Here is a 25341-nt window from a genome sequence, read left to right on the forward strand (position 1 = left end):
GGGCTGTTTCATAACACTTTATTGGATTCGCTGACACAGAAACACAGCCGATGGATAGATGGCTATTTCGTCGGGGCTGCTTTGCGGGGCCTGAACACGATTCGGAAAGCTCGCAGCGCCGCCGGGTGATAGATGGTGGCGTGCGTTTCTTCTGGCATCGCCTGATAGTAGTGGGTAAGCTTGGCAGGGGCCGCACTCTTCAGGATGGCAGCAAAGCGCTGGGTGGTGGGGGCCGTTTCCGTGTCGCTGCTGAAGGCTACATATAGTGTCTTCGCCGGTCCGGCATAAGTCCGTAATATCTTGTCGGCCTGGGCAACCAGCTGGCTGTTATTCCACCACAAACTCGGGTCGAAGGCCACGTAGGTATCGAATAGGTCGGGCTCCAGCAACAAGGTTTCGACCACAAACAGGCCAGCCAAAGACTCCCCCACGATGGCAGTCTCAGCGGTGGTGCGGTAGCGCTGCCGGATGGCGGGCATCAGCTCCGTGCGGATAAATTTGCGGAAGGCTGCCGACCCACCTACCCGGGGGGCAATTTTCCGGTCCTCGGCGTTGGTGGTGGGCCCGGTCGTATCCCGCCGCCGCTCCGTATTCTCAATGCCCACCACAATAAATGGCCGCATGGTGTTGTTGCCGGTGCCAACCTGCACCAGACCAGCCACATGCAGGAAATCTTCTGCCATGCCGCCATCGGGCATGTACAGAACCGGCAGCCGCATGGTTGCCGAGTCCGCGTAGCCCGGTGGCAGGTACACGTTGATGCGGCGGGTTTCCCCAAGGGCGCTGGAGACGAGCGTAAAGGTCTGCCCTATCGTCAGCGGGGCGGCCTGGTTTTGCGCGGCGGTGGGTTGGCTGTAAACGACGCCTAGCAGCAGGAGCATAAGCGGAAGTAGAAAGGTATATTTCATTTTGAACTCGGGACAAGACTGAATCCTATTGCTTTGACTTAAGAAGGTGCTCTAACGAAACTGCTTTACCAACGACCACAGGGATCGGCCTTTCTAGCCCTTTCTCTTGCGATGGCTACCGGAACAATAGCGTAGCCACTGCATTAGCAATGAGAATTGCAGTAGAAGCCAAAATTGAGTCGGTGAACAATCCCGGCGGGAACGTCGGAAAAGATGTGGTACCCTTGCCAGGGTTGCGGTGGGTCGCTGATGCAGTCATAAGATTTTTTCCGGAAGGTTGATTTTAGTTGTGGGCAGAGAGGATGCAAGTGAGGTCGTGATATTATTAATCATCCTCTAAGGCTTGATCCTCTCCCAGCTAGCAGGTACCGAAGCGTGCGCAGGGCCCCAACAAGGAGATAGATACTCCTATTTTAAATTCGACGGCGCGCAATCTATTTCTAATAAAATAGGAAGAAATAAAGTAACTTTAAAAGTTATCTAATACCTTATTAGTCAGATTTCGAAGCCTTTATTTCCTCTTGCAGCTCCCCTTTATCCAGTCCTGCTTGGACCATCTATCACTGTACTATGAAGCTGCCTACTTCCAAGAACGATGTCAGAGGCTAGAAGACCGATCCCCAGTCCTAGCTACTGCGCTTTTCTGCCCCCGCCTGCTTCTGGTTGGTATCCCGATCGGGCTATATGGCCGCAGACAATGCCCCTATTTATTCCTGAACCAGTGAGCGGCGATAAAGTCAGCGAGCCTCGCTGCTCGCCGGTACCTCAGATCATCCCCAGCATTCGTCAAAGTCTCAAGTATGATTAGAAACTGTACTCTGATTACACTATTCGTCGTGGGTTTGCTGCTGGGTTGGGTCCATCCCTTAGCGGCGCAACGCACCCAAATTCGGGGATTCGTAGACACCTACGCTACTTACCAGAAAGGGCAAGTGAACTTTGGCCTGGGTGAGCAGGACTTATTTATCACGTCGGAAATAACGCCGCGCTTATCCTTTCTGGGCGAAACCGTGTTTAAGTTTTCGCTGGCCTCTCCCACTGATTTCGCCATTAGCATTGAGCGCATCATCCTCAAGTACAATTATGCGGGTAATCACAGCTTCCTGATTGGCAAGCACCACACCCCCGTCAATTACTGGAATGATACCTACCATCATGGCCGGGTGTTTTTCCCCACAATCGACCGGCCCTTGCTGTTTGCCCAAGGCATCGTGCCTCTGCACACGACGGGGGTTAGCTTACAGGGGCAGAATCTGGGGGCGCTCCGCTTCGGCTACGACGTGATGGTGGGCAACGGGCTGGGGTCAGGAGAGCTATTAGACAACAACAGCTTCAAGTCCCTGACCGTTGCGGTGCACGTGAAGCCCAGGGATGGATGGCGTATGGGTGCTTCCCTCTATCATGATGTTATCTCTAAAGGAAGTGTGCTGCACAATCACTCAGGCGGCATCAGCACCCGGGCCCTAGCCAAAATCAACCAAAACATTCTGACCGCTTCCTTCGCCTACAATGACTCTGTGTTCACGAAGAAATATGAGTTGCTAGCCGAGAGCAGCATGGCCTTAAACAAAGCCGATAGCCTGGGAAGGCAAAACACCATCGCCTCCTACGCTTACGCGGGTATCCGGCTGACCGATAAAATCATCCCTTACATCCGGGTAGATGATATTCAGTACCGCCAGGAGGAAGTGTATTTCTCGGACCGCAACGTGCAGTCCTTCACGGGCGGAGTTCGTTATGAACTCAACTACTTGGCGGTGGTCAAGTTAGAATACCAGCGCATAAAAAGCCACCGAGCCACGGCGGTAGATAGAGTATCGTTTCAGATAGCCGTGGGCTTTTAATTAACAACGTTATGACGTGGGTAGGTCGACTACTTTTCCTGATAGTATTTCTTAGTATAGGCACCTGTCTGCCCGCCCGGGCGCAGGTATTGCCTCTGGTGGTGATTGCCAATAGCAAAGGGGCGCCGGCGGAAATGAAAATGGCTCAGCTGAAAGCCGTCATGCGGGGCGAGCGATTGCGCTGGCCCGATGGAAGTAAAGTGGTTATTGCTTTGATGAAGAGCAGCACGCCCATTGGCGTCAATACCGGCCAAAAGATTTATAACATGAGCGCCAATGAATTAAATAAGTACTGGCTGGCCCTCGTCTTCCAAGGGAAAGCGGATGCGCCAAACTTCTTTAATTCCGAAGCCGAACTGGAAGAGTTTATCGCGCAGACCACAGGAGCCATTGGCGTGGTGAATCAGCCTCCCACCGGCGGCAAAACTATCCTCATCGATGGAAGAAAGTCGCTGTAAGTATGCGTCGCCATTCCCTACTGCTGCTCGTAGCTTATGCCAAATAGCTTGAAATGGTCCTTGCTCCTCCCCAGTTTTAGGCTCTTGCGCCTGACGGTCAAGACCAAGATATGGATGACGGTGACCAGCATCGTTCTCCTCTTTTCCTTCTTCGTGATGTTTTATCTGCCCACGATTCAGGAGCGGTATCTGCTGAACAACTTCAATAAGGAAGTGCAGAACCACGCCAACACGGTCGCGTTAGGGGTAAAGATTGCGATGACGGAGCAAAATTTTGAGGGCGTGCAGACGGCGATGGATTTCGTCAAGCAAGATCCGCTCTTACAGTTTGTGAGCTTGCTGCAAACCGATACGATTTGGAATAACCAGCACACGAAGTATCAAATCAAGCGAACTGTATTTAAAACCTACCCGACGAACCAGGTGGTTGCGGTGCAGGCAACTTCCAACGATACAACGGTGATAAAGCGGGCGCCTTTCAGCACGCCCATGATGAGCGGCGAAATCCTGTTGGCCTCCTCTACCCGGGATATCATTCAAAGCCGCAAGCAGATTCGGCTGACATCTCTGCTGTTTAGCTTCCTGGTATTCAGCATCGGTATCATCATTGGCTTCGGCTTAGCCCGCAATATCTCCGTGCCCGTGCTGGAGCTGCGAGACGCGGCTACGCGCGTGGGCCGGGGCGACCTCACCCAGCGGGTCTATAGCAGATCGCGCGATGAGATTGGGGAGCTGGGGATTGCCTTCAATAAAATGGTTACCGACCTGTCCCTGGCTCGGCAGGAGGTGGAAGATCGCACCCGCGAGCTGCTGCTGGAAAAGAAAAAGTCCGACGAGTTGCTGGCTGACCTGCGAAAAACGCTGACCGACCTTAAAGAAACCCAGGAACAACTCATTCGCCAGGAGAAGCTGGCCTCGATGGGGCAATTGACCAAAGGGCTGGTCGACCGACTCCTGAACCCACTAAACTACGTCAGCAACTTCGCCGCTTTGTCCAACGAATTCCTGAAGGAAAGTAAAGAACTGCTAACCAGCCCACCCTACGTCGCCGATGACTACGTGCAAACCGAGGTAATCCCACTGCTTACAATGGTTGAGCATAACACCGGAAAAATTGAAGAGCACGGCTTCAGCTTAACCAGAATAGTCCGAAGCATGGATAAGCTGTTGCAAGCCAAGTCCGACATCTTTATTGAAACCAAAGTCAACGCCTTTATCGAAGCCCAGCTACTTACTTATGAGAAGGAAAACCAGATAACCAGTAAGGGCATCTCCGTGGAATTTATAAAAGACATAGCACAGCCTACCTGCTGCGTGAACATCCTACCGGCGGAAATGACTTTGGTGCTCGTGAACCTGCTCAATAACGCGGTCTATTCTTTACAGGAAAAGTTGCTATTAGGGGAGCCTTTTGCCCCCCAGGTGCTAGTGACAACGTCTTTCTCCCCGGCAGGCGTGGAGATCAGCATCCAGGACAACGGTCAAGGCATTTCCGCGGTAGATAAAGCCCAGTTATTCTCTCCATTTTTCACGACCAAGCCTACCTCCAAGGGAACTGGCCTAGGACTATTTATTAGTCAGGACATTATCAAAACTCATAAAGGGAATTTAACCGTTGAGTCGGAGCCAGCTGGATGGACTCGTTTTATCATTTCCTTGCCTTTATCAATACCAGTTTCGTGATACTATAATCCATACATAGATGAACCGGAGGTAAATCTTTTGTTGGTAAAAGCAAAAACCTCCATCGGCAAGGTGCCAATGGAGGTTTTTAGCAGAGAGGATGGGATTCGAACCCACGATGACCTTTTGAGCCATACACACTTTCCAGGCGTGCTCCTTCGACCACTCGGACACCTCTCTGGATGGGAAAGCGGTGGCAAAGTAACGCCCCTTTTTCCGCAAACGCAAGCTAGCCGCGGAAGTAGCCTTCAGCGGAGATTGGGTTAGAGGGTAATTTCGCCGCGCAGGTTGCTGGTGAGCAAGCGAATGGTTTCTGGGGGGCTTTTTTTCTGACCCAGCACAAACATGAGTTTGGTGATGGCGGCTTCGGTGGTAATGTCGTCGCCGCCCAGTACGCCGCGGGCCAGCAGCGAAGCGCTGGTTTCGTAGCGGCCCTGCTCTACGCGGCCTTCTTCGCACTGACTCACGTTCAGGACGTGAATACCGCGGGCCTGGGCGGTTTCGAGGCAGCGCAGAAACCAGGGTTGAGTTGGTGCGTTGCCCGAGCCGTAGGTTTCGAGAATACAGCCCCGCAGACCTTCAACACCAAGAATTGCACCCACCACCTTTTCAGTTATGCCGGGGAAAAGCTTGAGAATGGCCACGCTCTCGTCGAGGTGGGTGTGCACGCGCAGGGGCGCCGTGGGCAGGGGGCGAATAATAGCATCGTTGAAGTCGAGATGGATGCCCGCTTTAACCAGGGGGGGCAAATTTTCGCTTTTGAAAGCGGCAAAATGCTGACTCTCCACCTTTTTGGCCCGGGTACCGCGCAGCAATAAGGTGTTGAAGAACAGGCTGACTTCGGGCACGCGGGCCGAGCCATCGGGGTGGCGGGCGGCGGCAATGTCGAGGGCCGTGATGAAGTTGCGGCGTGCATCGGTGCGGATGCGGCCTACGGGTACCTGCGCGCCGGTAAATACCACGGGTTTCGCCAGGTTTTCCAGCAGATAACTCAGCGCGGAGGCCGAGTAAGCCATGGTATCGGTACCGTGCAGCACCACGAAGCCATCGTACTGGTCGTACAGGTCGCGGATGATACTGGCCATGAGCGCCCAGTCGGCCACGGTCACGTTTGAGGAGTCGATGGGATGCGGCAGGCTCAGCACCGACACGCGCATGCGCAGATGACGCAGCTCGGGCATCAGCTTGCTGACCTGGCGAAAGCGCATGGGGGCCAGCTCGCCGCGCTTGTTGTAGGCCATGCCCACCGTGCCGCCCGTGTACAGCACCAGGATGGAAGCGCTAACCTGCCCGTCGTGGGCGGCGGTCTGAATATCAACGATAGGGAACAAGGCGGAAGGGGCTATAAGTTGAACAGGGCCTGCGCATTGCGCGTGGTAGCAGCGGCCACTTCTTCCACGTCTTTTTGCAGCAATTCGGCTACGCGCCGGGCTATCAGGGGCAGATAGCCGGGCTCGTTGCGCTTGCCGCGGTGCGGTACGGGCGCCAAGTACGGGCAGTCGGTTTCGAGCAACAGATGCTCTAACGCCATATCGGGCAGTACCTTGTCGGAGCCGCCGTTTTTAAAGGTTGCCACTCCGCCGATGCCTAGCTTAAACCCAAGCTTAATAGCGCGCTCGGCCTCTTCCTTAGTTCCTGAAAAACAATGAAAAACGCCCCCCAGACTGCCATCCTGCGCTTCTTCAATAAGGTCGGCGGTTTCGGTGAAGGCCTCGCGGGTGTGCAGCACGAGGGGTAGCTTAAACTTTTTGGCCAGACCAATCTGGACGCGCAACGCTTCCTGCTGCTGGGCAAAAAAGGTTTTGTCCCAGTGCAAATCGAGGCCGCACTCCCCTACCGCCGCAAACGGGCGCTTGCCCAGCCAATCTTCCACCTGGTACAGCTCTTTCTCGAAGTGCTTGCCCACCGAGCACGGATGCAGCCCCATCATGGCGAAGCATTGCCGGGGAAAGCGGGCCTCGGTTTCGAGCATACTATCGACGCTGGTGTGGTCGATGTTCGGCATGACGATGGTGGTAACGCCGGCCTCGAAGGCACGGTGCAGGGTGGCGTCGCGGTCGGTTTTGAACTGCTCAGAGTAGATATGAGCGTGCGAATCGGTCAGGTGCATGGGGTGGAATGCGGGTGGTGAAGCAAATGTACGGCACGGCGCGTTGTAGCCGGAGCCTCACCCCCAGCTCCATTGCTTACGAGTACGTACGACCTTTCCAGTTGAAGCGCCGGCCCAGGAGCCGAAACCCGATCAGGCTCACCGTAAGCCAAACGGTATAAAGCTCGAAGGCAGGCAGCAGTTCCAGAGGCGCGCGCAAGCCCACGCGCCGAAAAACGATGGCAGCTAATAGCCCCTGAGCCAGCATTTTGCCCCCCAGCACCGCCAACGCCGGTCCGGGTCCGGCTAGCCACGCCAAGGCAAGCACGCCCAGGTAAAAATTACCATAAACCAGCAAGCCCAGCTTCAAACCCCAAGGCAGGGCCTCGACGCCGCGCAGCCAACGCCGACGCTGGTGGAGCAAGCCCAAAGGTGTAGCAATGGGCAGGGACAGGGCCAGAACTTCGGGTCGGAATACATTGCAGAAGCCAAAGCCGCGCACTACTATGGCCTTAAACAGCTCAAAATCCTCGGTTACGGAAAAAGGCAGCGCCTCGTAGCCGCCAGTGGCCTCGTAAGCTTCGCGGGTCACGAGCATGTTATTGCCCATGGCCGTCACGGGCTTTCCCAGATCGGTCACTACCTGCACTAAGCTCAACGACAGCAGCCAATCCAAGCCCTGAAGCCGGTCGAAAAGCCGGGGGCCGCGCACAACGGTGAGGCCCGTAACGGTACCGATACCCGGCCGGGCATACGCCAGCATACCCGACAGCCAGGTGCGAGGCACGGCAATATCGGCATCGGTAATAAAGAAAAAGTCGGTGGTGGCGGCGCGGGCGAGGTGAGCCAACACATTGGCTTTGCCACGGGCGGCTCCCAACGTTTCGGTGATGGAAATACAGCGAAAAAGCCCCCCATAGCCCTGCATTGCTTCTTCGGCATGGGCACGCGTCTGGTCGGTGGAGCCATCGTCGCCGAGCAGTACTTCCACTAGCGCAGCGGGGTAATCCAGCGCCCGAACAGCACTCAGGCAGCGCCCAATAGCGGCTTCTTCGTTGCGGGCAGCAATCAGAATGCTAACGCGTGGCAACGGCTTTGCTACGGGAGCAGGCTTCGCCCCTTTTCGCAGCGCAAATAGCAGCGTTGAAACCAGCATCACCCCAAACCAAATCCCAAAATACCCTGTGAGCAGCGCCAGCATGAAATGGTGAGTGGTGAGATAGTGAATTTGCTGTTCTGTTTGCGCTATCTGAGCGGTTTGCGCCGTAATAACAGCAAACTCACTATTTCACTACTTTAAAGAGAAGCGAAGGTAAAGCCCTGCTCCGCAAAATGCGCCAGATAGCGCGGCAGCACAAAGCGCAGGTTGCGCCTGGCCTTCTGGCTATCATGAAACACGACAATATCGCCGGGGCGGGTGGCGGCTATGGACTGATGCAGGCAGCGCTCGGCGGGCAGATTTTGGTCGTAGTCCTGGGTCAGCACCGACCACATGATCAGGCGATACTGCGGACGCAAGCGGCGCAGCAGCGGCCAGGTTAGCCGACCGTAAGGCGGGCGCAGCAAGGGCCGCTTACCGGCTTCCAGCAAGCTCCGCTCCGTCAGTACTTGCTGGCACTGAGCTACATCCTGCAGATACGTAGCGCGCGAATGAGCCCAGGCGCTCAGATGATGATGGGTGTGGTTGGCGAGGCGGTGTCCTTCGGCTACCGTGCGCTGAGCAATGCTGGGGTAGCGCTGCACATTGTCGCCTACGCAGAAAAAGGTTGCGCTGGCCTTATAATCAGCTAGCTGATCGAGCACCCAGGGCGTTTCTTCGGGAATGGGGCCGTCGTCGAAGGTTAAATACAGAATACGCTCCGCCGTCGGGTGCTGCCATTCGCAACCGGGAAACAACGAATGTAAGAGAGCGGGCGGGCGAGTAAGCATAGGGTTTAATACACTGACGGATAAGATGTTATTTGTTCAATTGTTTAGCTTAGGCCATCATTCATATAGGTATAAGAAACCCCATTTACTTTTTTATTACCTCCTGCAGGCAGGACCATAGCTGCTCGGCGCTTCGCTCCCAGGAAAAACGCTGCACATTTTCCAGGCCACGCGCTATCAGGCGCTGCCGCAGCTCAGGGTTCGTATCGAGCTGCTCGAGGGCATTGGAGATGTCGGCCACATCAACAGGATCAACCAATAAAGCACCTTCCAGGCCGGCTACTTCCGGCATGGAGCTAACACGGGAGGTAATGACAGGGCAGCCGCTGGCCTGGGCTTCAACTATGGGGATACCAAAACCCTCAAAGTAAGGAACATACGCGCAGCCGCGGGCGGCGGCATACAGTTGCACCAACTCTGCGTCGCTCACGCGGCCAGTGAGCCGGACTGCCTCTCGGTGGCGCATTTGCTGGTACACTTCGAAGATGGGGCCCGCTTTCCAGGCCTGCCGCCCCACAATAAGCAGCTGCGTAGCGGAGCCCGTATGGGTCTTGAACGCCTCAAAAGCCCGCAGCAGATTGACCAGGTTTTTGCGCGGCTGCAAGGCTCCCACAAATAAAATATAGGGCTGCTGCTGGCTAAACCTGGCGCGGGTAGCGGCCTGCTCCGGAGCGGCCTGGGGGGCAAAATTGCCCCCCAGCGCATTATAAACCACTCTTATGCGGTCGGCGGCGAGGCCATAAGTCTGCATCAAATCCTGCTTGGTCGCCTCCGATACGGCAATTACCCGCGCGGAGGCCCGCACGAAGCGCGGCATAAAAAAGTGGTAGTAGCGGCGCACCAGCCAGCTTACATCCTGCGGGAAATGCTCGAACGCCAAGTCGTGGACCACCGTTACGCGGGGCACCGAGGTAGCCAGCGTGGTGAAGCCATCTGTGCTCAGAAACACGGCCGGCTTGTGCCGACGGAGCCACGCGGCTACGGCACCTTCAAACCAGGCCACAAACAGAAGCGGATGGCGGGCCGGCGGCGACAGCACGTGCGGTATTACGTTGGCGGCAAACACATAACGCGCGTCGTAGGGCCGGTCGAAAAGGAAATGAAATGTGTGCTCCGGATGCTGGCGCACCACCCGACTCAGCGTTTCAAAAGTGAAGCGTCCGATTCCCTCCAGCGTGTCGCCCGGCAACAGAAAACGGGTGTTGACGGCTATGTGTAGAGGGCTGGGGGGCATTTTTGAAAAGGTTAATGAGCTATAATTTGATGTAACTTCAGCTTAAGCGGGAAGTAAAATCTTAGACCGTCATGCAGAGCAGAGCGAAGCATCTCGCGTGTTTATTTGGGTTACTAACCTCTCATCAGCACGCGAGATGCTTCGCTCTGCTCTGCATGACGGTCTAAGAGGACAGCTTTAAGCTGATTGCAGGGTGGTACTTCATTTCACGAACACAAAATTATCGGAGTCAATCTGCTCAGCTTGCAGATAGGCATCAAGGTCGGCGCAGACGATAAGTTGTCCATCGGGGCCGATGCGGTGCGATTGATAGCCTAATTCGCGGAGCAAGGCCGCTGCTTGCTGGTGGCCGGTATTATGGCGCTTGGGCTCCAGATATTCCAGCACGACGGCCGGCGCGGCGCGCTCCAGCAGCTTCACCGCCCCTTTTATCACCTTTAGCTCTGCTCCTTCCACATCAATTTTCAGCACCGCGGGCACTTGACCGGAGCGCGTGAAGAACTCATCGAGCGTCACGGCGGGCACGGTGATTTTGGTAGGCTTGAACTCCTTAAACCATTTTTCACCCTCAAACTGCTTTACATCCAGCGAGTTGAATTCGTTGTACAGAATAGGAAACTCGTAAAAGGAAATGGTTTCCTGCTGGTCAGAAACGGCGCAGTGGTGCGCCTTCACAACGGCGGCAGCGGCTACGTTTTGGCCTAACACGGCGTGGGTCGTGGCCGATGCCTCGAAGGCAATCACCTGCCCCTTTGGGCCAACCAGTCGGGCCGCCAGCAGCGAGAAGTAGCCAAAATGTGCGCCAACGTCCGCAAATACGTCACCGGGCTGCAGGCGCTGAATAAGGAAGCGAGCTAGACGAATCTCTGAATCGTGGGACTTGCCGCCGGTGAGGTAAATATCAGTACCGGCGGGCAACACGACCGTCATAGGAGTGCCAAAGAAGGTATCGGCCTGCTTCATCACACCTTTTTTGGTGGCCCGATAGCGCAGCAAACGAAACCCAATTGCATACAAGTAACGGCCCGGCGCTCGGAGCAGCCGGAGCAGCTTGGAGGCCGTTGCCAGCTGCTCTACGCGCTCGAGTTGGTGCAGCAAATCGGTATTCATAGGAACAAATCAAATACAATAGAACAAAGAGCCGGGAGTCTGGGGCGGCTTTATGGAGCGTTGGGGGGCAATTTTGCGCCGGCCCCAAGCCGCAGAAACGACTTCAGCTCAGCCAAGGGCACTAAGCCCAGCACCACACTAAGCACGCCAAAGCCAATGGTTGCCAGCAGACTTTCCAGCAGCCAGTGCAGAGCCAACGTTTGCTGCAAACCGTACCAACCCGCGCACAGCAGCAAAAAGCCCCCCAGCAGCTTTCCCAGCAACAGCCACGGCACAGCCACCCCCGCCCTATTCTGCACCAGCCACACGTAGCCACCCGACACCAGCACGGCGCAGCCGAGCGTATTCAGCGCGGCGGCTACGGCTCCAAAGCGAGGCAGTAGCATCAGGTTCAGGCCTACATTGAGTGCTAGGCTCAAGGCTACCAGCCAACTTACCGTTTTCACGTAGTGCGTACTGTTGAGCAGAGAGCTGTAGATGGCAAAGAACCCGTGCACGAGCACATTCAGGAATAATATCTTGAGGCACAGCGTCATACGGGCCAGCTCGGCGGGGGTGCTGTGGGTAAACTGCCAGAATAGTACCTCTCCCCGAAACAGTACGAAGGCGCAGGCCAGCAGCAGCGGCAGCGTAACAATGCGCTGCCCAAACCACAGCAAGTCGCGCTGCTCTGAGCGGCTATTTAAAGCAGCGGCGAAGCGGGCGAAAAACAAGGGCATAATGGTCCAGACGTACATCATCACGGCATCAACCCAGCGGTAGGCACCGGCATAATAGCTGGCCTCAGCCGGCGAAGCGAGCCGTTCCAGCATCACCATATCTACCCGCTCATTGGCACCATAGAGCAGCGTTATCAGGGCGAAGGGTAGGGTTTCGCGGAGTACCATGCGCGCGTGGCCCCAGTGCCAGCGGTAGCGCACCCGCCCAAACAACCGCACCATGAGCCCATAGAGCAACACCGCAGCAAAAGCAGCGGCGGCAAACCGCATCCACACATAACCAGTTAAGGTTAAGCCACTGGGCAACAAGGCCAGCACCAAACCCAGCAGCAGCACCTTCTCCAGCACCGACAATACAGCATCGGTATTAAAGCGCTGATGCGCTTGCAGGGTGCCCCGCAAAAACTGTCCGTACTGTGTTAGCAGCAGAGCTGAGCCAATAATAGCCAGCAACGTAAGCTGCCCGCCCTGGTAGCCCACTATCCAACCCAGACCCAGCAAAGCGCCCAACGCCAGAAAGTTGAGCGAAGCACGCAGGGGCAGAATGGTCGGAAAATAGGTGGCCAGATATGTCGGCTCGGCTGCCACCCGCTTCACCGTGTAGTGCGTCAGGCCCACATCGGAGAAGGTAGCCAGGATTATGGTGAGCGACGACAAGGCCGTGAATGTGCCAAACGCCACGTGCCCAAGCTGGTTTTGCACCAGGTTCTCAACAAATACCCACCCCGGCTTTACCAACAGGTTGAGCAATACGGCAAAGCTGATGTTTCCGAGGAAGCGTTTGATACAAGTAAAGCTGAGTGGGGGGCAAAATTAAGCAAAGGTAGCAGGGCGACTCAAGGCAAGCACCGCAATCATTATATTGAGCCAGATAATAAATAAGGCCTCTGCGTGGTTGGGAAGGCAGGACTTAGGTGCGCGTTGGCAACACTTGTAGTAAGGCACAAGCCAACTATAAGCCGATTCGAGTAACTTTGTCCCCGTTTTGGCCCTTGTGACAACCGACTGCAGCAATTTGCACCGGCTTGATTCTCTAACTTCCTTTATGTCATCCCGTTCGTTCTCCCTTATGGGCTTGTGGCCCGTTATTCTTCGGTGGCGCAATCTGATTCTTTTAGCTGTCACCCTGGCTTTAGTGGTAAGTGCCCTAGTAGCGTGGCAAATGCCCAATGTCTACCGTTCTACGTCAATTTTTTATCCTACAAACCCGGAAAGCACCGACCCTGACCGCATTGTAGAAGAAGGCGGGCGTCTGGCACTGGGCGGCCGCGCCGAAGACCTAGACCGAATTATTACCATCGGTCAGTCTCAGCCTGTAGCTGCTATAATTATCAAGCGGTATAATCTGTATGAGCATTATGAGGCGGGCAAGCCAGGAACCGAAAAGGCTGACCAAGCTGTGCTCGACGAGTACACTGACAACCTGAGCATTGTGCATAGCAACCGTGACGCCATTGAGCTCGCCTTTCATGACACGGATAAGGTGCGAGCGGCTAACATTGCCAATACCCTGGTACAAGTCATCGACTCCATCAACCAGCGTCTGACCATGGAAAACCGGGGTCGTATTATTACGCTGTACCGCAATCGAACTACGTTTCTGGAGAAAGAGTCGGCCCAGGTGCGCGATAGCCTCGAAGATGCGCGGCAGCGGTACGGCATCTTCGGCCGATTAGGCCTAGAGACCGAATCCGGCTATGAATCGCGCTACCTGGCTAAAGAATTGGCCGAAACGGAAACTGAGCTACGCCGCGCTGAAGGCGAATTAGCGGCTGGTGGTGGTTCGGCAGCGCGAGTAGCCGGCCTACGACGCGCCATGCGTGGCCTTACTCAGGCAGATGGTGGCAACATTATTAACCTGGAAAACTACCTAGCGGGTGCCGACCTGGTAACTGCTCTTTACATGCGTTATGAGTCCTTACAAGAGCGTTTAGTGGAGGCACAGGCTACGTATGAGAATGCGCGCCTAGCCATCAGCAGCGACATTTCATCTATTTATGTAGTACAAAAAGCCTATCCGGCCACTCGCGAGGCTAAGCCTGTTCGGCCCCTTATCGTGCTTTCGGCCATGTTTATCACCTTTGCGCTATCCGTAATCTTTATTACGCTGCTGGAGCTTTATCGTAATAATCTGACTTTAATGAAGCCGAAGGTCGTTAACCGGTCGGAGCAGGTAGCCTAGCCAATACGAATGAAGTGGTGAAGGCATGCTATCTCACCGCACTGGGGGGGGCATTTTCCCACGGACTTTTCTTACGCAAAAGCTGATCTATGGAGGGCAAATCCTCATTTCCTGCTCCTACCACTGCTATTCCTAAAACCGACCGCCGCCTGTTTTTGGCTTTCATAGGAATCGTACTGGTGGCTGGAGGCAGCGCGTTGTTCTTCGATCAACCGCTCTGGATAGCTCTGCCCCTTGCTATGGTAGGCTTAGCCGTTTTGGCTGTCGATTGGCGTTGGGTATACTATGTATTACTCTTTACCTTGGCTTTCTCAGTTGAGATTCCGCTGCCTGGCGGCCTGAGTCTCGACGTGCCTTCCGAGCCACTGATGTTGGTATTGGTGGCCTGTTTTGGGGTAAATACCCTGCTAGGTCGCGCTAAGATTCCCCGCCGATTCTGGGTACATCCGTTGGTTATCCTGATCGGCCTAGCCCTGCTCTGGTCGATGGTAGCTACCCTAGTTTCAGTTGATACTGTCAAGTCGATCAAGTATTTACTGGCCAAAACATGGTACATCATTCCATTCGTTTTTGTGACGCTCCTTATCTTGCGGCGGCCCAAAGACATTTGGGGTGTAGTCGCCTGCCACGTTGCCGGAGCTACCCTTACGGCCGTCTACGCCTTCGTGCGCCACGCTGGGCTCGGCTTCTCATTTGATGGCATTAATCCCGCTGTACTGCCCTTTTACAAAAACCACGTTGCCTACGCGGCCACCATCTCCATGCTGCTTCCTTATGCTTTGTATGGGGCGCGTCGGCCGGAGCTGAGCTCGTTTTGGCGCTGGCTGTGGCGGGGGGCATTTGTGATGCTGCTGTTGGGCGTGTTCTTCTCCTACACGCGCGCTTCTATGGCCTCGCTGCCGCTAGCCATAGGCTTCTACTTTATTGTTCGCTGGCGGCTAACACGAGTAGTACTGGTAGCGGTAGCCATAGCCACAGCGGTGGGTACCTATTACTTTGTGAATCAGAATAACTACATGCTGTATGCGCCCAACTTCGAGAAAACCGTATTCAACGGCCAAGACTTTGGCAAGCACCTACAGGCAACCTACAATCTAGAAGACCTCTCCGGTATGGAGCGTGTGTACCGTTGGGTGGCAGCCGGTCATATGATCAGCGACCGACCCATCATGGGTAGCGGCCCCAACACGTTTTACCCCGAATACAAGCGCTACACGGTATCGAGCTTCCGCACCTACGTCAGCCACAACCCCGAAAAATCAACGACGCATAATTATTTTCTGCTCATGCTTGCCGAGCAGGGTATTGCTGGCTTTCTCCTGTTTACCCTCCTCGTTGTTACGGCTCTGCTTATGGTAGAACGCCTTTACCATCGTAGCCAGTCGGCTGAGCACAGACGCATTGTACTAGCGGCCGGCTTGTCGCTTTTTATCATCACTGCTCATTTGTTACTCAACGAGTTGGTGGAGGTCGATAAAATAGGCTCCTTCTTTTATATCGCGTTAGCCATTCTCATGCGAGCAGAAGGCTGGATCAGAGACGAGAACGTAGCGCTTGAGGAATAAGATATTCCACAAAAAAGCCCCCCAGCTAATAATTGGGGGGCTTTTTTGTGAAATAGTGTTGTTACTTAAACCGACAGCTCAGGATAGTTACGTCGTCGGCGAAGGAGTTGCCATCCTCGTTGAAAGCTTCGATTTCTTTGAGAATTTCCTGGTGCAATACTTTCAGCGGCAAGTAGCGGGCACGATGCAGGAACTCGATTACGCCCTCTTCGCCGTACTCTTCACCGGCCGCATTAAACACTTCCGTCAGGCCGTCGGTGTAGGTAAGCAGCAGAGAGCGAGGCGGTACCATGAGCGACTGCACGTGCAGAAATGGCAAATCCTCGAAGATACCCAGCATAGTTGTGCCTTCCGATAGCAGCTGGTGCGGGCCGGAGTCGGGCAGTAGAATGGCGGCATTATGGCCGGCGCTCACGTATTGCAGCTCGCGGGTAGCGCGGTTATAAATGCCGAAAAAAGCCGTGATAAACTTCTCTGACACGGCATTGCGATAAATCAGGTTATTCAACTCCGATACTACCGTGGAAAGGTCGGCTTGTTGGCGCAGCAGCGTACGCAGCCCCGCCTGGAAGTTCGACATGAGCAGCGAAGCCGGTACTCCCTTGCCCGAAACGTCGGCCACACAGAACAGAAACCGATTAACATCGATGTTTACTACATCGTAATAATCGCCTCCTATGGCCGTATGAGGCACATAGCTGGCACATACCGCCACACCAGCATCGTTGGGCAGCTGGCGGGGGAAAAGCATAGTTTGCACTTCCTGGGCAATCTCGATTTCCTTGCGCATGGCCGCCGACTCGATGCGCTGCTTCGCCAGGCGGCGGTTCTGAATAGCGCCTACCAGAATATTGCTGAGGGTTTCCAGAAACTTGGTGGCCTCATCGCTGACGTAATCGGCCTGCACGTTGCCTATGAGCACGTAGGCCAGCACGTTGCCGTTGTTCACGACCGGAATGACGGTTTCCAGATTTTGCCACTCCGGACCCAAGTTCAGGGCGGGCACCGGACAAGGGGTGGTAATACAGTTGTCGCTAATGGCCTCAGGAAGCTGGATACGCCGGAAATCAGCCAGATCGGACCCAAACGACACCATACAGGCCCACTCCCCTTCTTCCTTCACGTACAGCACCAGCCGACGAATATTGAGCTGTCCGAGCAGGGTAAACTGAAATATTTTGTAAAGCGCGTCTTCCGTGGGGTCGTGATTGATAGCTTGGGTAATTTCCAGCAGTGCATTCAGTTCCCGCTCCCGTAAGAAGAGCTTTTTTTCTGGCGACATGGCCTGCAGAGTAGGCATGGAGTAAGTAGTGTGTTGTGGACTGCACGCAGCGCAAAGGCTGCTGCCCAAGGAGTAAGAATGAATACTCTCTACGTGCAGTTGTGTTGAAAGTACTTCAAAATACTAACTGATGCTAGCAATTTCGCCGCAGCGAGGCGCTAGCTCAGCGGTGTTTTGGGGTCGTAGGCGTCGCGCAGCCCATTTCCTAACAGATTGAAACTGAGCACCAATAGGCTTATGGCTAACCCTGGCAACAGCGTAAGCCATAAGCCGGCCTCTGTGCCCAAAAGCTGGAAGCCTTCATTCACCATCAAGCCCCAGGAAGGGGCCGGGGGCTGCACGCCAAGTCCCAAAAAGCTCAGGCCCGCTTCCAGCAGAATGGCCGCCGCAAAGTTACTGGTTGCAATTACAATAAGTGGCCCGGTCATGTTGGGCAGCAGGTGGCGGGCAATGAGGCGGCTTTGGGGCAAGCCCAATACGCGGCCCGCTTCTACGAAGGTTTTCTCGCGCAAGCTCAACATTTGCCCCCGCACCACGCGGGCCACATCAACCCACATAGTAAGGCCCACAGCCACAAAGGAGGTCCAGACGCCCTTGCTATCAAGGGCCAGCGAAATGGCAATAACCAGCATGATGCCCGGAATGCTCCATACCACCGTCATCAGGCCCATCAGCACGCTATCGACCCACCCGCCTACGTAGCCCGCCACGGCCCCAATGAGCATGCCCAGCGTAAGCGAAATCAGCACCGCTACCAGCCCGATACCCAGCGAAATGCGCGTACCCAACAGCAAGCGGCTCAGCATGTCGCGCCCCGATTTGTCGGTGCCCAGCCAGTACGTGCGGTGAATGATGCGCTCATTTTCCACGGTGTTTCTTAACTCGGATTGGGGGGCATTTTTGCCCCCCAGCTCGGCCAGAGAGTAGCGCGTGGGCAAATCGGCGAGGGCCGAGTGGTTGCGGTAGGGCTGAATCCGCACCGAATCGCCAACTACCTTATACCCGCCAATAGGCACTTCCTGAAAGCGCGGCGCGCGGCCCCGGAGCCAGGTACGGAAGATATTATCCGAATCGGTGCTCTGCGCGGCTTCGGGCAAGGGGCGGCGCAGCACGGTGGCTGAAAAACCTGGCGGCTCCTTTTGCAGCTGCACCAAGCCGTTATTGGCATTGGGCGAGTTGTCGGGCAGCACCCAGTAGCCGGCCAGCGCTATCAGCGTACAAATCAGGATGAAGCCCAGCCCAAACATAGCCGGCCCATTGCGCCACAGGCGGCGGCGCACATAATAACCAGGCGGCCGGGCCGGCGGCGTGGCGGGCGCTACGGGCGCCAAAACCGGGGCAGCCGTCGCCATTAGCGGGTATTGTGGGCCAACAAACCGGCTTTGGTGGCCAGATAGAAACTGTCGCGGCTGATGGCGCCGAAGGACGTGGTTTCGTAGGCCTGCTCGGTGTCGGGGTCCGGGTAGAACGACTTGATGTACTCCTGCTCCAGCAAGTTGCGTAGCCCTTTTTCGAGAGCTAAGGCAGAAAGACCTGTTTTTTGCAGCAAATCGCGGAAGGAAGTGACGAAGTACAGCTCGTCGAGGATATCAAATTCGGAATCAGTCACGGCAGCGGGCTTCGGGGCAGAAGAATGGAAAGCAAATGTACTGTCAGCGGGCGGGATTCTTATGTAAGCTCTTTTACCTTATACTTCTATTCCTATTGACTACAGTACACAACACTGCTTTTCATACTTTCTATCTCAATGTATTTAACCAACTGCGTAACCTCCGCATCGGTAAGCGCGAAGCTAGGCATCTCCTGTTTCTGGTACTGGTTATAGATTTTCACGGCGTATGCGTCGCCAGCGGCAACCATTTTACTGGAATTTTGAATCCAGGAAATAAGCCAGGAAATCGGGCGACGTTCGTGTATATCTTTCAATGCTGGACCCACTACTACTTCGTTAATAGTGTGGCATTGAACACAGTTAGCTTTAAATAGCTTGTCGCCAACAGCTACGGCAGCTGCATCAGCTTCTGATAAGTTTTCCATCAGTGGATCAGAAGCCGGCAGATACGCCAACGCGATAGAATCAGGAACGCGCTCCAAACCTTCGCTAGTCACGCGCATCACGCCATATTCCGTTACAACAATAGAATCGAGAGCCGCTACTTCAGTGCTGTTGTCAACTGTGAAGGCAGCATCATTCGGCTCATACAATAGCCCGGCGGCGGAAAGAAACAAGACGCCTAGGGTACATACCAGCAGGGCGATGCCGACCGGAAAAATCCCAGCTAATAGCGCTTTTCTCATGACAGTGGAAGCCGTGTTGGGGCCGTTGTTAACAGCGGATAAGGTCGCCGACAAATGCCGAGAACTCAACTGATTTGCCCGCTTTATTTCGTCCTTCTCCCCTTCCAAACATAGTCGCCGCGCAAGCCCAGCAAGCCTGTCAGCAAAGCATACGGCGCATAAGCAACCTGAAGCAGCCCGATGTAGCGCAGCCACCGCTGCCGGCCGAAAAAGCGGAGCACAGGAGTCAGAAACCACGCATCGGCGCTGAGCTTTGTTACCCACGCAGCCGAGGCCCAGAGCCATAGATGGGGATACCCCACAAGCAGCAACAGGCTCACGAATAAGCTCACATTTGCTCCGAGCACCAGCAAAGCCAGCCGCTGGGGGGCTTTTTGCTGATAGTGCCGCCACTTGCTGGCCCACCGTACCCGCTGCGCCAGCAGGGCGCGCAGCGTGGGCGGCCTGGAGGTGCGCACGATGGCGTGTGGAGTTTTCAAAAACAGGATGCTGCCGGGAAAAACAGCGTGCAGCTTGTGGAGCAAGAACTCATCGTCGCCGCTGGCCACGTGCTCGTTGCCGGCAAAGCCCTGCACGGCGGCAAAGGCATCGCGGCGGTAAGCTAGGTTGGCGCCGTTGCACATGGTAGGCTGGCCCCGGCCGATGCTGGCCGCCCCTACTCCAATAAGGCCCGCAAATTCCAACCCCATCAGGTTGTTTAACAGAGAATTGCCCCCCGTAAGCAGCACTGGCCCACTAACGAACTGTACTGCCATATCAGCTTGAATTAGGGTATTATAGCTGCTCAGCCAGTCGTGGCCCACGCGGCAGTCGGCATCGGTGCAGACCACCCAAGGGGCGCGGGCGACGCTCAGGGCGGCTTGCAGGGCGGCTTTTTTGCCGGTTGGGGCGCCGGGCTGGGCTTGCAGCTGTATGAGACGGAGCGCGAACGAGCTACGCGCAGCCGCGGCCTGCACGATGGCGGCAGTGTCGTCGGTGGAGTCATCATCTACTACAATGACCTCAAACCGGGCCGCGGACAGGGTTTGCTCGGCTAGGTCATCGAGGAGACAAGGCAGCGTGAGAGCTTCGTTGCGGGCGGCCACGAGCACGGAAAACCGGGGCTCATCGGCGACGTGGGTGGGCGTCGGGCTTGGCTGCTTCAAGAGTGTTGGCAGCTGCTGCCAGCTTCGGCGCAGCCGCACCATCAGGACGGCATAAAGCGCCGGCAGAACCAATAAAAAAGCCCCCCAGCCACTCATAAAGCTGGCGTAGGCCGCTGGGGGGCTTTTTTCTTGCGAAACACTTTCAGACGAAGCACAAACAGCAATCCAGTGGCGCTGGGCAAGGCAATATTGAGCACCCACAAGCTCAGGCTGGCGCTTAATACCGGCAAAGCTGGCTGCTCCAGCAAACCGAACAAATGCGTGGCCGATAGCTCGCGCACGCCTACATCGGCCAAAGCGTTGAGCGAAGGAATCAGAGATTTCAGCAAGAAGGTGCTACTGATGGCCGCGAGCGCCGGTCCGAAGCTGGGCCGGGCCCCATACGCTACCAGCAGCAGCCCAAATTGCAAACAGAAAACCGCATACCGCAGCCCCGAGATGGCTAATACCGCGTGCAGCGCCCGCGCCGGATAAGTAGGCATCACGGCCAGAAACGGTTGCAAGCGCCGCAATGGCCGCACCAGCCCCAAGGCCGTCAGCAGCAGGCGCGAGCGATACAGGGGCAGCAGCACAGCGGCGTTAATCAGGAATGCAGCAACCACCAACCCTAAGCCAGTAGCCGGATATTCAGCCACATAAAACGTCAGCAGAAAGTACAGCAGACCTATGGTTCCGGCCAGCACCGTGACTACCAGCTGGCAGTAGCGACCCAGAAAAACGGCCCCCAGCGCATCCAGCCGCCGACTTTTCAGCTCCATAATCCGGCCAGCGTAGTCGCCCACCCGATTGGGCGTTACGAAGCCCAGCGTAAGGCCCACCAGCACCGCCCGGAAGCTGCGCCGATACGAAACCGGCTCCAGATGCCGCGCCAGACGCCACCATTTCCAGGCTTCCAGGCCCCAATTGACGGGCACCAACGCCAGAGCCAGCAGCACCGGCCCGCGCCCCGCTCCGCTCAGCGCCGACGTCAGCAGGCCGCGCCAGGCCGCCGCCGTATCGGGCGTAGTAAACACGGAATGGTAGAGCAGACCCAGGGTCAGGGCGGTGATCAGTAGCTTGCCCAGCACCACCAGCACCCGGCGGCGGGTAGCACGTTCCAGCTTTTGAGCGTAGTTTTGTAGAAGGTGGTTGGGCAAAGCGGGTAGCACGCATTCAGTTGAAGGCGGCAAGTTACCGATGGAAATCCAAGGATAGGCTTGCGCCCCGCTACCGCCTACCCTTAAGCCCCATGATTCTGCCCGTTACACCTACCGACCTGCTGCCCAAAATTATCATGGGCGTCGACCCCGGCACCAATATTATGGGCTACGCCCTGATTGAAGTGCAGGGCCAGCGCGTGAAGGTGCTGCAATACGACGTGATTGATATGCAGAAAATGGGCTCCAATCATGCCCTCAAGCTCAAGAAGATATTTGAGCGGATGCTGGAGTTGATCGACGAGTATTTGCCCGATGAGCTGGCCATTGAAGCTCCATTCTATGGCGTAAACGTGCAGAGCATGCTCAAGCTGGGCCGGGCGCAGGGCATGGCCATTGCCGCCTGCCTTTCCCGCCAGATTCCGTACGTGGAATACGCACCTACCAAAGTAAAGCAATCGGTAACGGGCACGGGCACAGCCACGAAGGAACAGGTAGCCCACATGCTGCGCCAAACGCTGACGCTGCCCCCCATTGCCGAAGCCTCCAAGTTTCTGGACGCCACCGATGCGCTGGCCGTGGCGCTTTGCCACCACTATCAGAAAGGCAATAATCTGAAAGCGGGGGGCAAAAGCTGGGGCAAGTTCCTGGCCGACAACCCCGACAAGCTGGCCACAGTAGCGCGCAAGAAGCCCGCTGCCAAAACAAAGTAAATCAGCTAGTTACTCACATGAAGTGCCAGCCTGTCCGCTCTACTTCCCTCAAAGCCGTAGGCTACGACCCCGCCACCCTGACACTGGAAATTGAGTATCGCAACGGGCGGCTGGTGCGCTATACGGGCGCCAGCGCGGCAGTACATCAGGCGCTGCTGACGGTGCCGGGCAAGGCGTTGTTTGTGGAGCAGGTGGTGGAGAAGAGCGGCTACATCCGCGAACAGGTAGAATAAAGATTAGAAGTGGTTTGCGCTAGCTTCTCCGCCAACGAAACGGGGTAGAGATGCAAGATTTTGCGTCTCTACCCCGTTTCGTTGGCGCGGTTGCGGTCGTTCAACGACGAGACGCAAAATCTTGCGTCTCTACCCCGTTCTACTATTCAAACTTTAGCGCGAAGCTCTTCGCGCTACACTCCCAATTCAATCTCACCCTTCAGATAAGTTACGGCGTAGCCGCTGATCAGCACCCGGTCGCCGCGCAGCTCGCACCACAGGTCGCCGCCGCGGGGCGAAACCTGACGGGCGCGCAATTCGGTTTTGCCCAGCTTTTCGGCCCAATATGGGATGAGCGTGGTGTGGGCTGAGCCCGTCACCGGATCTTCGGGAACACCCACGCGGGGGCCAAAAAAGCGTGATACAAAATCGATGTCGCCGCTGCCGGGCGCCGTCACGATAACGGCCCGGTACGGCACTTCTGCCAGGTGCAGCTGATTGGGATGAATGGCGCGTATCTCTGCTTCGGAGTTAAACAAAGCCACCAGATCGGGGCCGGCCAGCAGCTTCAGGGGCGTAGCACCAAGGCCATCAATCAGGCCATCGGGTGCGGTGGCCAGCGGCTGGGGCGGCCGACTCGGAAAATCCAGCGTGAGGCGGCCATTCTCCTGCTGAGTGACGCGCAAAGGGCCGCTTTTGGAGTGAAACGTGATTTCTGTGCCCTTGAAATTCAGGTGGCGCAACAGCACATGGGCCGAGGCCAGCGTGGCGTGCCCGCACAGCTCGACCTCCACAGCCGGCGTAAACCAGCGGATTTCGAAATGGCCATCTGTGCCGGGCTGGGGGGCAAAAAAGGCGGTTTCGGCGAGGTTGTTTTCGGCGGCAATGGCCTGCATGGTGTCGGCGGGCAGCCACTCCGTGAGCGGGCAAACTGCGGCCGGGTTGCCGGCGAAGATGCGGTCAGTGAAGGCGTCTATTTGGTAGAGAGGCAGTAGCATAGAAGATCGTGGGGGGCAAAATATGCGGTAAGGATACGCTGCTGAGCGAATAGCACAAATCAAAAGTAGAAGGAATAGCCAGCATAGAAAAAAATTCGTAAAATAGGTAAGTGGGTTCGCGCCTACCCGAAAATGCTTTCTTATGTAGCTGAACGGTATTTATTCACTGCTATTCAGTTCCCGTTGGGCTCAAGCGCCGCCCTTATTCTATCCTCCTCTCCACGCCGCATGCTAAACGAACAACTACTCTATCGCTGCCATGAAAAACGTGCTACTGGCCCTGGGCTTGTTGGCGTTTACGCCACCTTTATTAGCTCAAATACCAACTAACAGCTACGCTGTTACTTCTATCGGCACAGCCGCCCAACGTAACCCATCGGTTCTTCAGCTAATTCTTCCCAGTGGGCAGATGCAGCAAATCAGAACATTAGAAGCCCCGGATGGTGCTACTATATTTGACGGACTCGGACATAACTCCTCCGATCCGAGCAGCCTGTTTGCCATGAACGCGATTCTGGCAACTCCGCTTTCGGCCCCCAACCTGTACCGCATCGACCGGGAAAGTGGCCTTACCACCGTGCTAGGCGATATTGAGACACCACCGGCTCCATTCGGCAGCATATCTACGGCCTTCAACTTTATAGCGGCCGGCGGAGATAATTCCGATTATTACATAGCGGGGTTGGCGGTAAGTGTGCGGTTCGAGCTTGATTTTTCCGTCTTCCCTCCTGTTTTGCGCCCTGTCTTAAGCAACCCGCGCTTCTATGTAGGTGAGCTAGAGCTAAATTCGCCTAACCCAACCAACGCCATCTGGCGCCTAGCCGACACCAGCGACCCAGCCGCGGCCGCGATTATCAATAATTACCTGACGGCAATCAATGCCAACCCCGCCAACCCAAACCTTAGCGGCGGGCCCCGCGACTGGGTGTTTGTGCGGGAAAATGGGGCACCAACGCTGAAAAGCTATCTGGGTGTGGAGGGGCAGCTACTGACGGTGAGCAACATACGCAGCGCGCCGGTAGTGCGCGTAACTACCCCTGCCGTGCCGCTGCCCGTTAGTGCCGAGCTAGGCGCTATGTTCTCCGGCGAAAACAATACGCTGTATGCTATTAACACCGATGGTGGCCCCAATGCTGGTGAGATATATCAGATTGACGCCACTACGGGCAACTACCTGAATGTAACGCTGAACTCTGGCGTTGGCCTCTTCCGCGGCGACGCTACAACTATCCTTCCCAACAGGCCGCTGCCCGTAACGCTCACCAGCTTCGAGGCCCGCGCCGAACGGGCCAGCGTAGCGTTGCGCTGGGCCACGGCTACTGAAGAAGGCACCGATAATTTCCGCGTGGAGCGCAGCACCGACAACGGCCAGACCTGGGCCGCCATTGGCTCAGTGAAAGCCAAAAATGCCCCCCAGGGCCGCACGTATTCCTTCGTAGATGATGCGCCCCAAACGGGCCTGAACTACTATCGGCTTGCCATTCTGGACTTCGATGGGAGCTTGGCCTTTTCGCCCGTCAGGTCAGTGGACTTCCGGGCGGCGCAGCAGACAATCAGCGTTTATCCTAATCCGGCACAGGACTACTTTGCCGTAGAATTGCCACAACTGGCCGCGCCTGGCAGCACGCTGCAAGTGCACAACAGCCTGGGCCAGCAAATCTGGACGCAGCGCCTGGAAGGGCAGCGCACGGTGCGCGTAAACACGCAAAGCTGGGCCGCCGGCGTCTACCACTTGAAGGTCTCGACCAACGGCCGGTCCGAAGCGCAGAAGCTGGTCATTCAGCCTTAACCCAAAAAAGCCCCCCAGATTAAGTCTGGGGGGCTTTTTTTTATACA

Annotated in this window: 23 protein-coding genes and 1 tRNA gene; 8 read left to right on the plus strand and 16 right to left on the minus strand. The window is 56.0% G+C overall.

Features of this window, described 5'->3' with window-relative positions:
- Positions 1–62 precede the first annotated feature (62 nt).
- Positions 63–881, minus strand: a complete 819-nt coding sequence (locus IEW06_RS10760; protein ID WP_223284626.1) for an alpha/beta hydrolase — start codon at positions 879–881, stop codon at positions 63–65.
- An 827-nt stretch (positions 882–1708) separates the two neighbouring features.
- Here IEW06_RS10760 and IEW06_RS10765 point away from each other — a divergent pair.
- The 3 genes from IEW06_RS10765 to IEW06_RS10775 all read left to right on the plus strand — a co-directional run bounded on the left by IEW06_RS10765 (position 1709) and on the right by IEW06_RS10775 (position 4893).
- Complete coding sequence (locus IEW06_RS10765) at positions 1709–2752, plus strand: hypothetical protein (protein ID WP_188548265.1); 1044 nt, start codon at positions 1709–1711, stop codon at positions 2750–2752.
- Between the two features lie 11 nt (positions 2753–2763).
- Positions 2764–3210, plus strand: a complete 447-nt coding sequence (locus tag IEW06_RS10770) for a hypothetical protein (RefSeq protein WP_187732540.1) — start codon at positions 2764–2766, stop codon at positions 3208–3210.
- Between the two features lie 84 nt (positions 3211–3294).
- Positions 3295–4893, plus strand: coding sequence for a sensor histidine kinase (locus IEW06_RS10775; RefSeq protein ID WP_188548266.1), 1599 nt, complete (start codon positions 3295–3297; stop codon positions 4891–4893).
- Positions 4894–4985: 92 nt separating this feature from the next.
- Here the strand turns inward: IEW06_RS10775 and IEW06_RS10780 are convergent.
- The 8 genes from IEW06_RS10780 to IEW06_RS10815 all read right to left on the minus strand — a co-directional run bounded on the left by IEW06_RS10780 (position 4986) and on the right by IEW06_RS10815 (position 12724).
- Positions 4986–5073, minus strand: a tRNA-Ser gene (locus tag IEW06_RS10780).
- A gap of 83 nt (positions 5074–5156) precedes the next feature.
- A complete protein-coding gene (locus IEW06_RS10785; RefSeq protein ID WP_229743102.1) occupies positions 5157–6224 on the minus strand; it encodes a type I asparaginase in 1068 nt (355 codons plus the stop codon).
- An 11-nt stretch (positions 6225–6235) separates the two neighbouring features.
- Entirely contained in the window at positions 6236–7003 is a 768-nt protein-coding gene (locus tag IEW06_RS10790) for a TatD family hydrolase (protein ID WP_187311067.1), read from the minus strand.
- 76 nt (positions 7004–7079) lie between these two features.
- A complete protein-coding gene (locus IEW06_RS10795; RefSeq protein ID WP_188548267.1) occupies positions 7080–8183 on the minus strand; it encodes a glycosyltransferase in 1104 nt (367 codons plus the stop codon).
- A 95-nt stretch (positions 8184–8278) separates the two neighbouring features.
- Positions 8279–8911, minus strand: a complete 633-nt coding sequence (locus tag IEW06_RS10800) for a polysaccharide deacetylase family protein (RefSeq protein ID WP_187732545.1) — start codon at positions 8909–8911, stop codon at positions 8279–8281.
- A gap of 85 nt (positions 8912–8996) precedes the next feature.
- The gene (locus IEW06_RS10805; RefSeq protein ID WP_188548268.1) at positions 8997–10145 is read right to left on the minus strand and encodes a glycosyltransferase family 4 protein; all 1149 of its coding nucleotides are present in this window, start codon (positions 10143–10145) and stop codon (positions 8997–8999) included.
- 201 nt (positions 10146–10346) lie between these two features.
- Complete coding sequence (locus tag IEW06_RS10810; RefSeq protein WP_187732547.1) at positions 10347–11255, minus strand: FkbM family methyltransferase; 909 nt, start codon at positions 11253–11255, stop codon at positions 10347–10349.
- A gap of 50 nt (positions 11256–11305) precedes the next feature.
- Positions 11306–12724: an oligosaccharide flippase family protein gene (locus tag IEW06_RS10815; protein WP_188548269.1), complete on the minus strand. Its 1419-nt coding sequence runs from the start codon at positions 12722–12724 to the stop codon at positions 11306–11308.
- Between the two features lie 295 nt (positions 12725–13019).
- Here IEW06_RS10815 and IEW06_RS10820 point away from each other — a divergent pair, with 295 nt between their 5' ends.
- Together IEW06_RS10820 and IEW06_RS10825 are read left to right on the plus strand one after the other, a co-directional pair.
- A complete protein-coding gene (locus IEW06_RS10820; RefSeq protein WP_187732550.1) occupies positions 13020–14156 on the plus strand; it encodes a GumC domain-containing protein in 1137 nt (378 codons plus the stop codon).
- Between the two features lie 89 nt (positions 14157–14245).
- Complete coding sequence (locus tag IEW06_RS10825) at positions 14246–15721, plus strand: O-antigen ligase family protein (protein WP_187732551.1); 1476 nt, start codon at positions 14246–14248, stop codon at positions 15719–15721.
- 61 nt (positions 15722–15782) lie between these two features.
- Here IEW06_RS10825 and IEW06_RS10830 read toward each other — a convergent pair whose 3' ends face one another.
- The 6 genes from IEW06_RS10830 to IEW06_RS10855 all read right to left on the minus strand — a co-directional run bounded on the left by IEW06_RS10830 (position 15783) and on the right by IEW06_RS10855 (position 21582).
- A complete protein-coding gene (locus IEW06_RS10830) occupies positions 15783–17021 on the minus strand; it encodes a PP2C family protein-serine/threonine phosphatase (RefSeq protein ID WP_187732552.1) in 1239 nt (412 codons plus the stop codon).
- A gap of 140 nt (positions 17022–17161) precedes the next feature.
- On the minus strand, positions 17162–18355 hold the full coding sequence (locus tag IEW06_RS10835; RefSeq protein ID WP_188548270.1) for an ABC transporter permease: 1194 nt from the start codon (positions 18353–18355) through the stop codon (positions 17162–17164).
- The gene (locus IEW06_RS10840; RefSeq protein WP_187732555.1) at positions 18355–18612 is read right to left on the minus strand and encodes a GAS domain-containing protein; all 258 of its coding nucleotides are present in this window, start codon (positions 18610–18612) and stop codon (positions 18355–18357) included. Before IEW06_RS10840 ends, IEW06_RS10835 begins: the two co-directional genes overlap by 1 nt.
- A 92-nt stretch (positions 18613–18704) precedes the next feature.
- Positions 18705–19301, minus strand: a complete 597-nt coding sequence (locus IEW06_RS10845) for a c-type cytochrome (protein ID WP_229743103.1) — start codon at positions 19299–19301, stop codon at positions 18705–18707.
- Positions 19302–19384: 83 nt separating this feature from the next.
- On the minus strand, positions 19385–20542 hold the full coding sequence (locus tag IEW06_RS10850; protein ID WP_188548271.1) for a glycosyltransferase: 1158 nt from the start codon (positions 20540–20542) through the stop codon (positions 19385–19387).
- Positions 20539–21582: a lysylphosphatidylglycerol synthase transmembrane domain-containing protein gene (locus IEW06_RS10855; protein WP_223284630.1), complete on the minus strand. Its 1044-nt coding sequence runs from the start codon at positions 21580–21582 to the stop codon at positions 20539–20541. Before IEW06_RS10855 ends, IEW06_RS10850 begins: the two co-directional genes overlap by 4 nt.
- A 92-nt stretch (positions 21583–21674) precedes the next feature.
- Between IEW06_RS10855 and ruvC the strand changes: the two genes are divergently transcribed.
- Together ruvC and IEW06_RS10865 are read left to right on the plus strand one after the other, a co-directional pair.
- Positions 21675–22295 carry a crossover junction endodeoxyribonuclease RuvC gene (gene ruvC / locus IEW06_RS10860; RefSeq protein ID WP_188548272.1) on the plus strand — a complete coding sequence of 207 codons (621 nt, stop codon included), beginning with the start codon at positions 21675–21677 and terminating at the stop codon, positions 22293–22295.
- 17 nt (positions 22296–22312) lie between these two features.
- Positions 22313–22528, plus strand: a complete 216-nt coding sequence (locus IEW06_RS10865; RefSeq protein WP_187732558.1) for a KTSC domain-containing protein — start codon at positions 22313–22315, stop codon at positions 22526–22528.
- Positions 22529–22701: 173 nt separating this feature from the next.
- On the opposite strand, the gene IEW06_RS10870 is transcribed toward IEW06_RS10865, so the two are convergent.
- Positions 22702–23505: a PhzF family phenazine biosynthesis protein gene (locus tag IEW06_RS10870; protein WP_187732559.1), complete on the minus strand. Its 804-nt coding sequence runs from the start codon at positions 23503–23505 to the stop codon at positions 22702–22704.
- Positions 23506–23764: 259 nt separating this feature from the next.
- On the opposite strand from IEW06_RS10870, the gene IEW06_RS10875 reads away from it, so the two are divergent.
- Positions 23765–25294, plus strand: coding sequence for a T9SS type A sorting domain-containing protein (locus IEW06_RS10875; RefSeq protein ID WP_187732560.1), 1530 nt, complete (start codon positions 23765–23767; stop codon positions 25292–25294).
- Positions 25295–25341 lie beyond the last annotated feature (47 nt).

Origin of the sequence: Hymenobacter qilianensis (assembly GCF_014638675.1) — a bacterium.
Taxonomy (GTDB): Bacteria; Bacteroidota; Bacteroidia; order Cytophagales; family Hymenobacteraceae; genus Hymenobacter; species Hymenobacter qilianensis.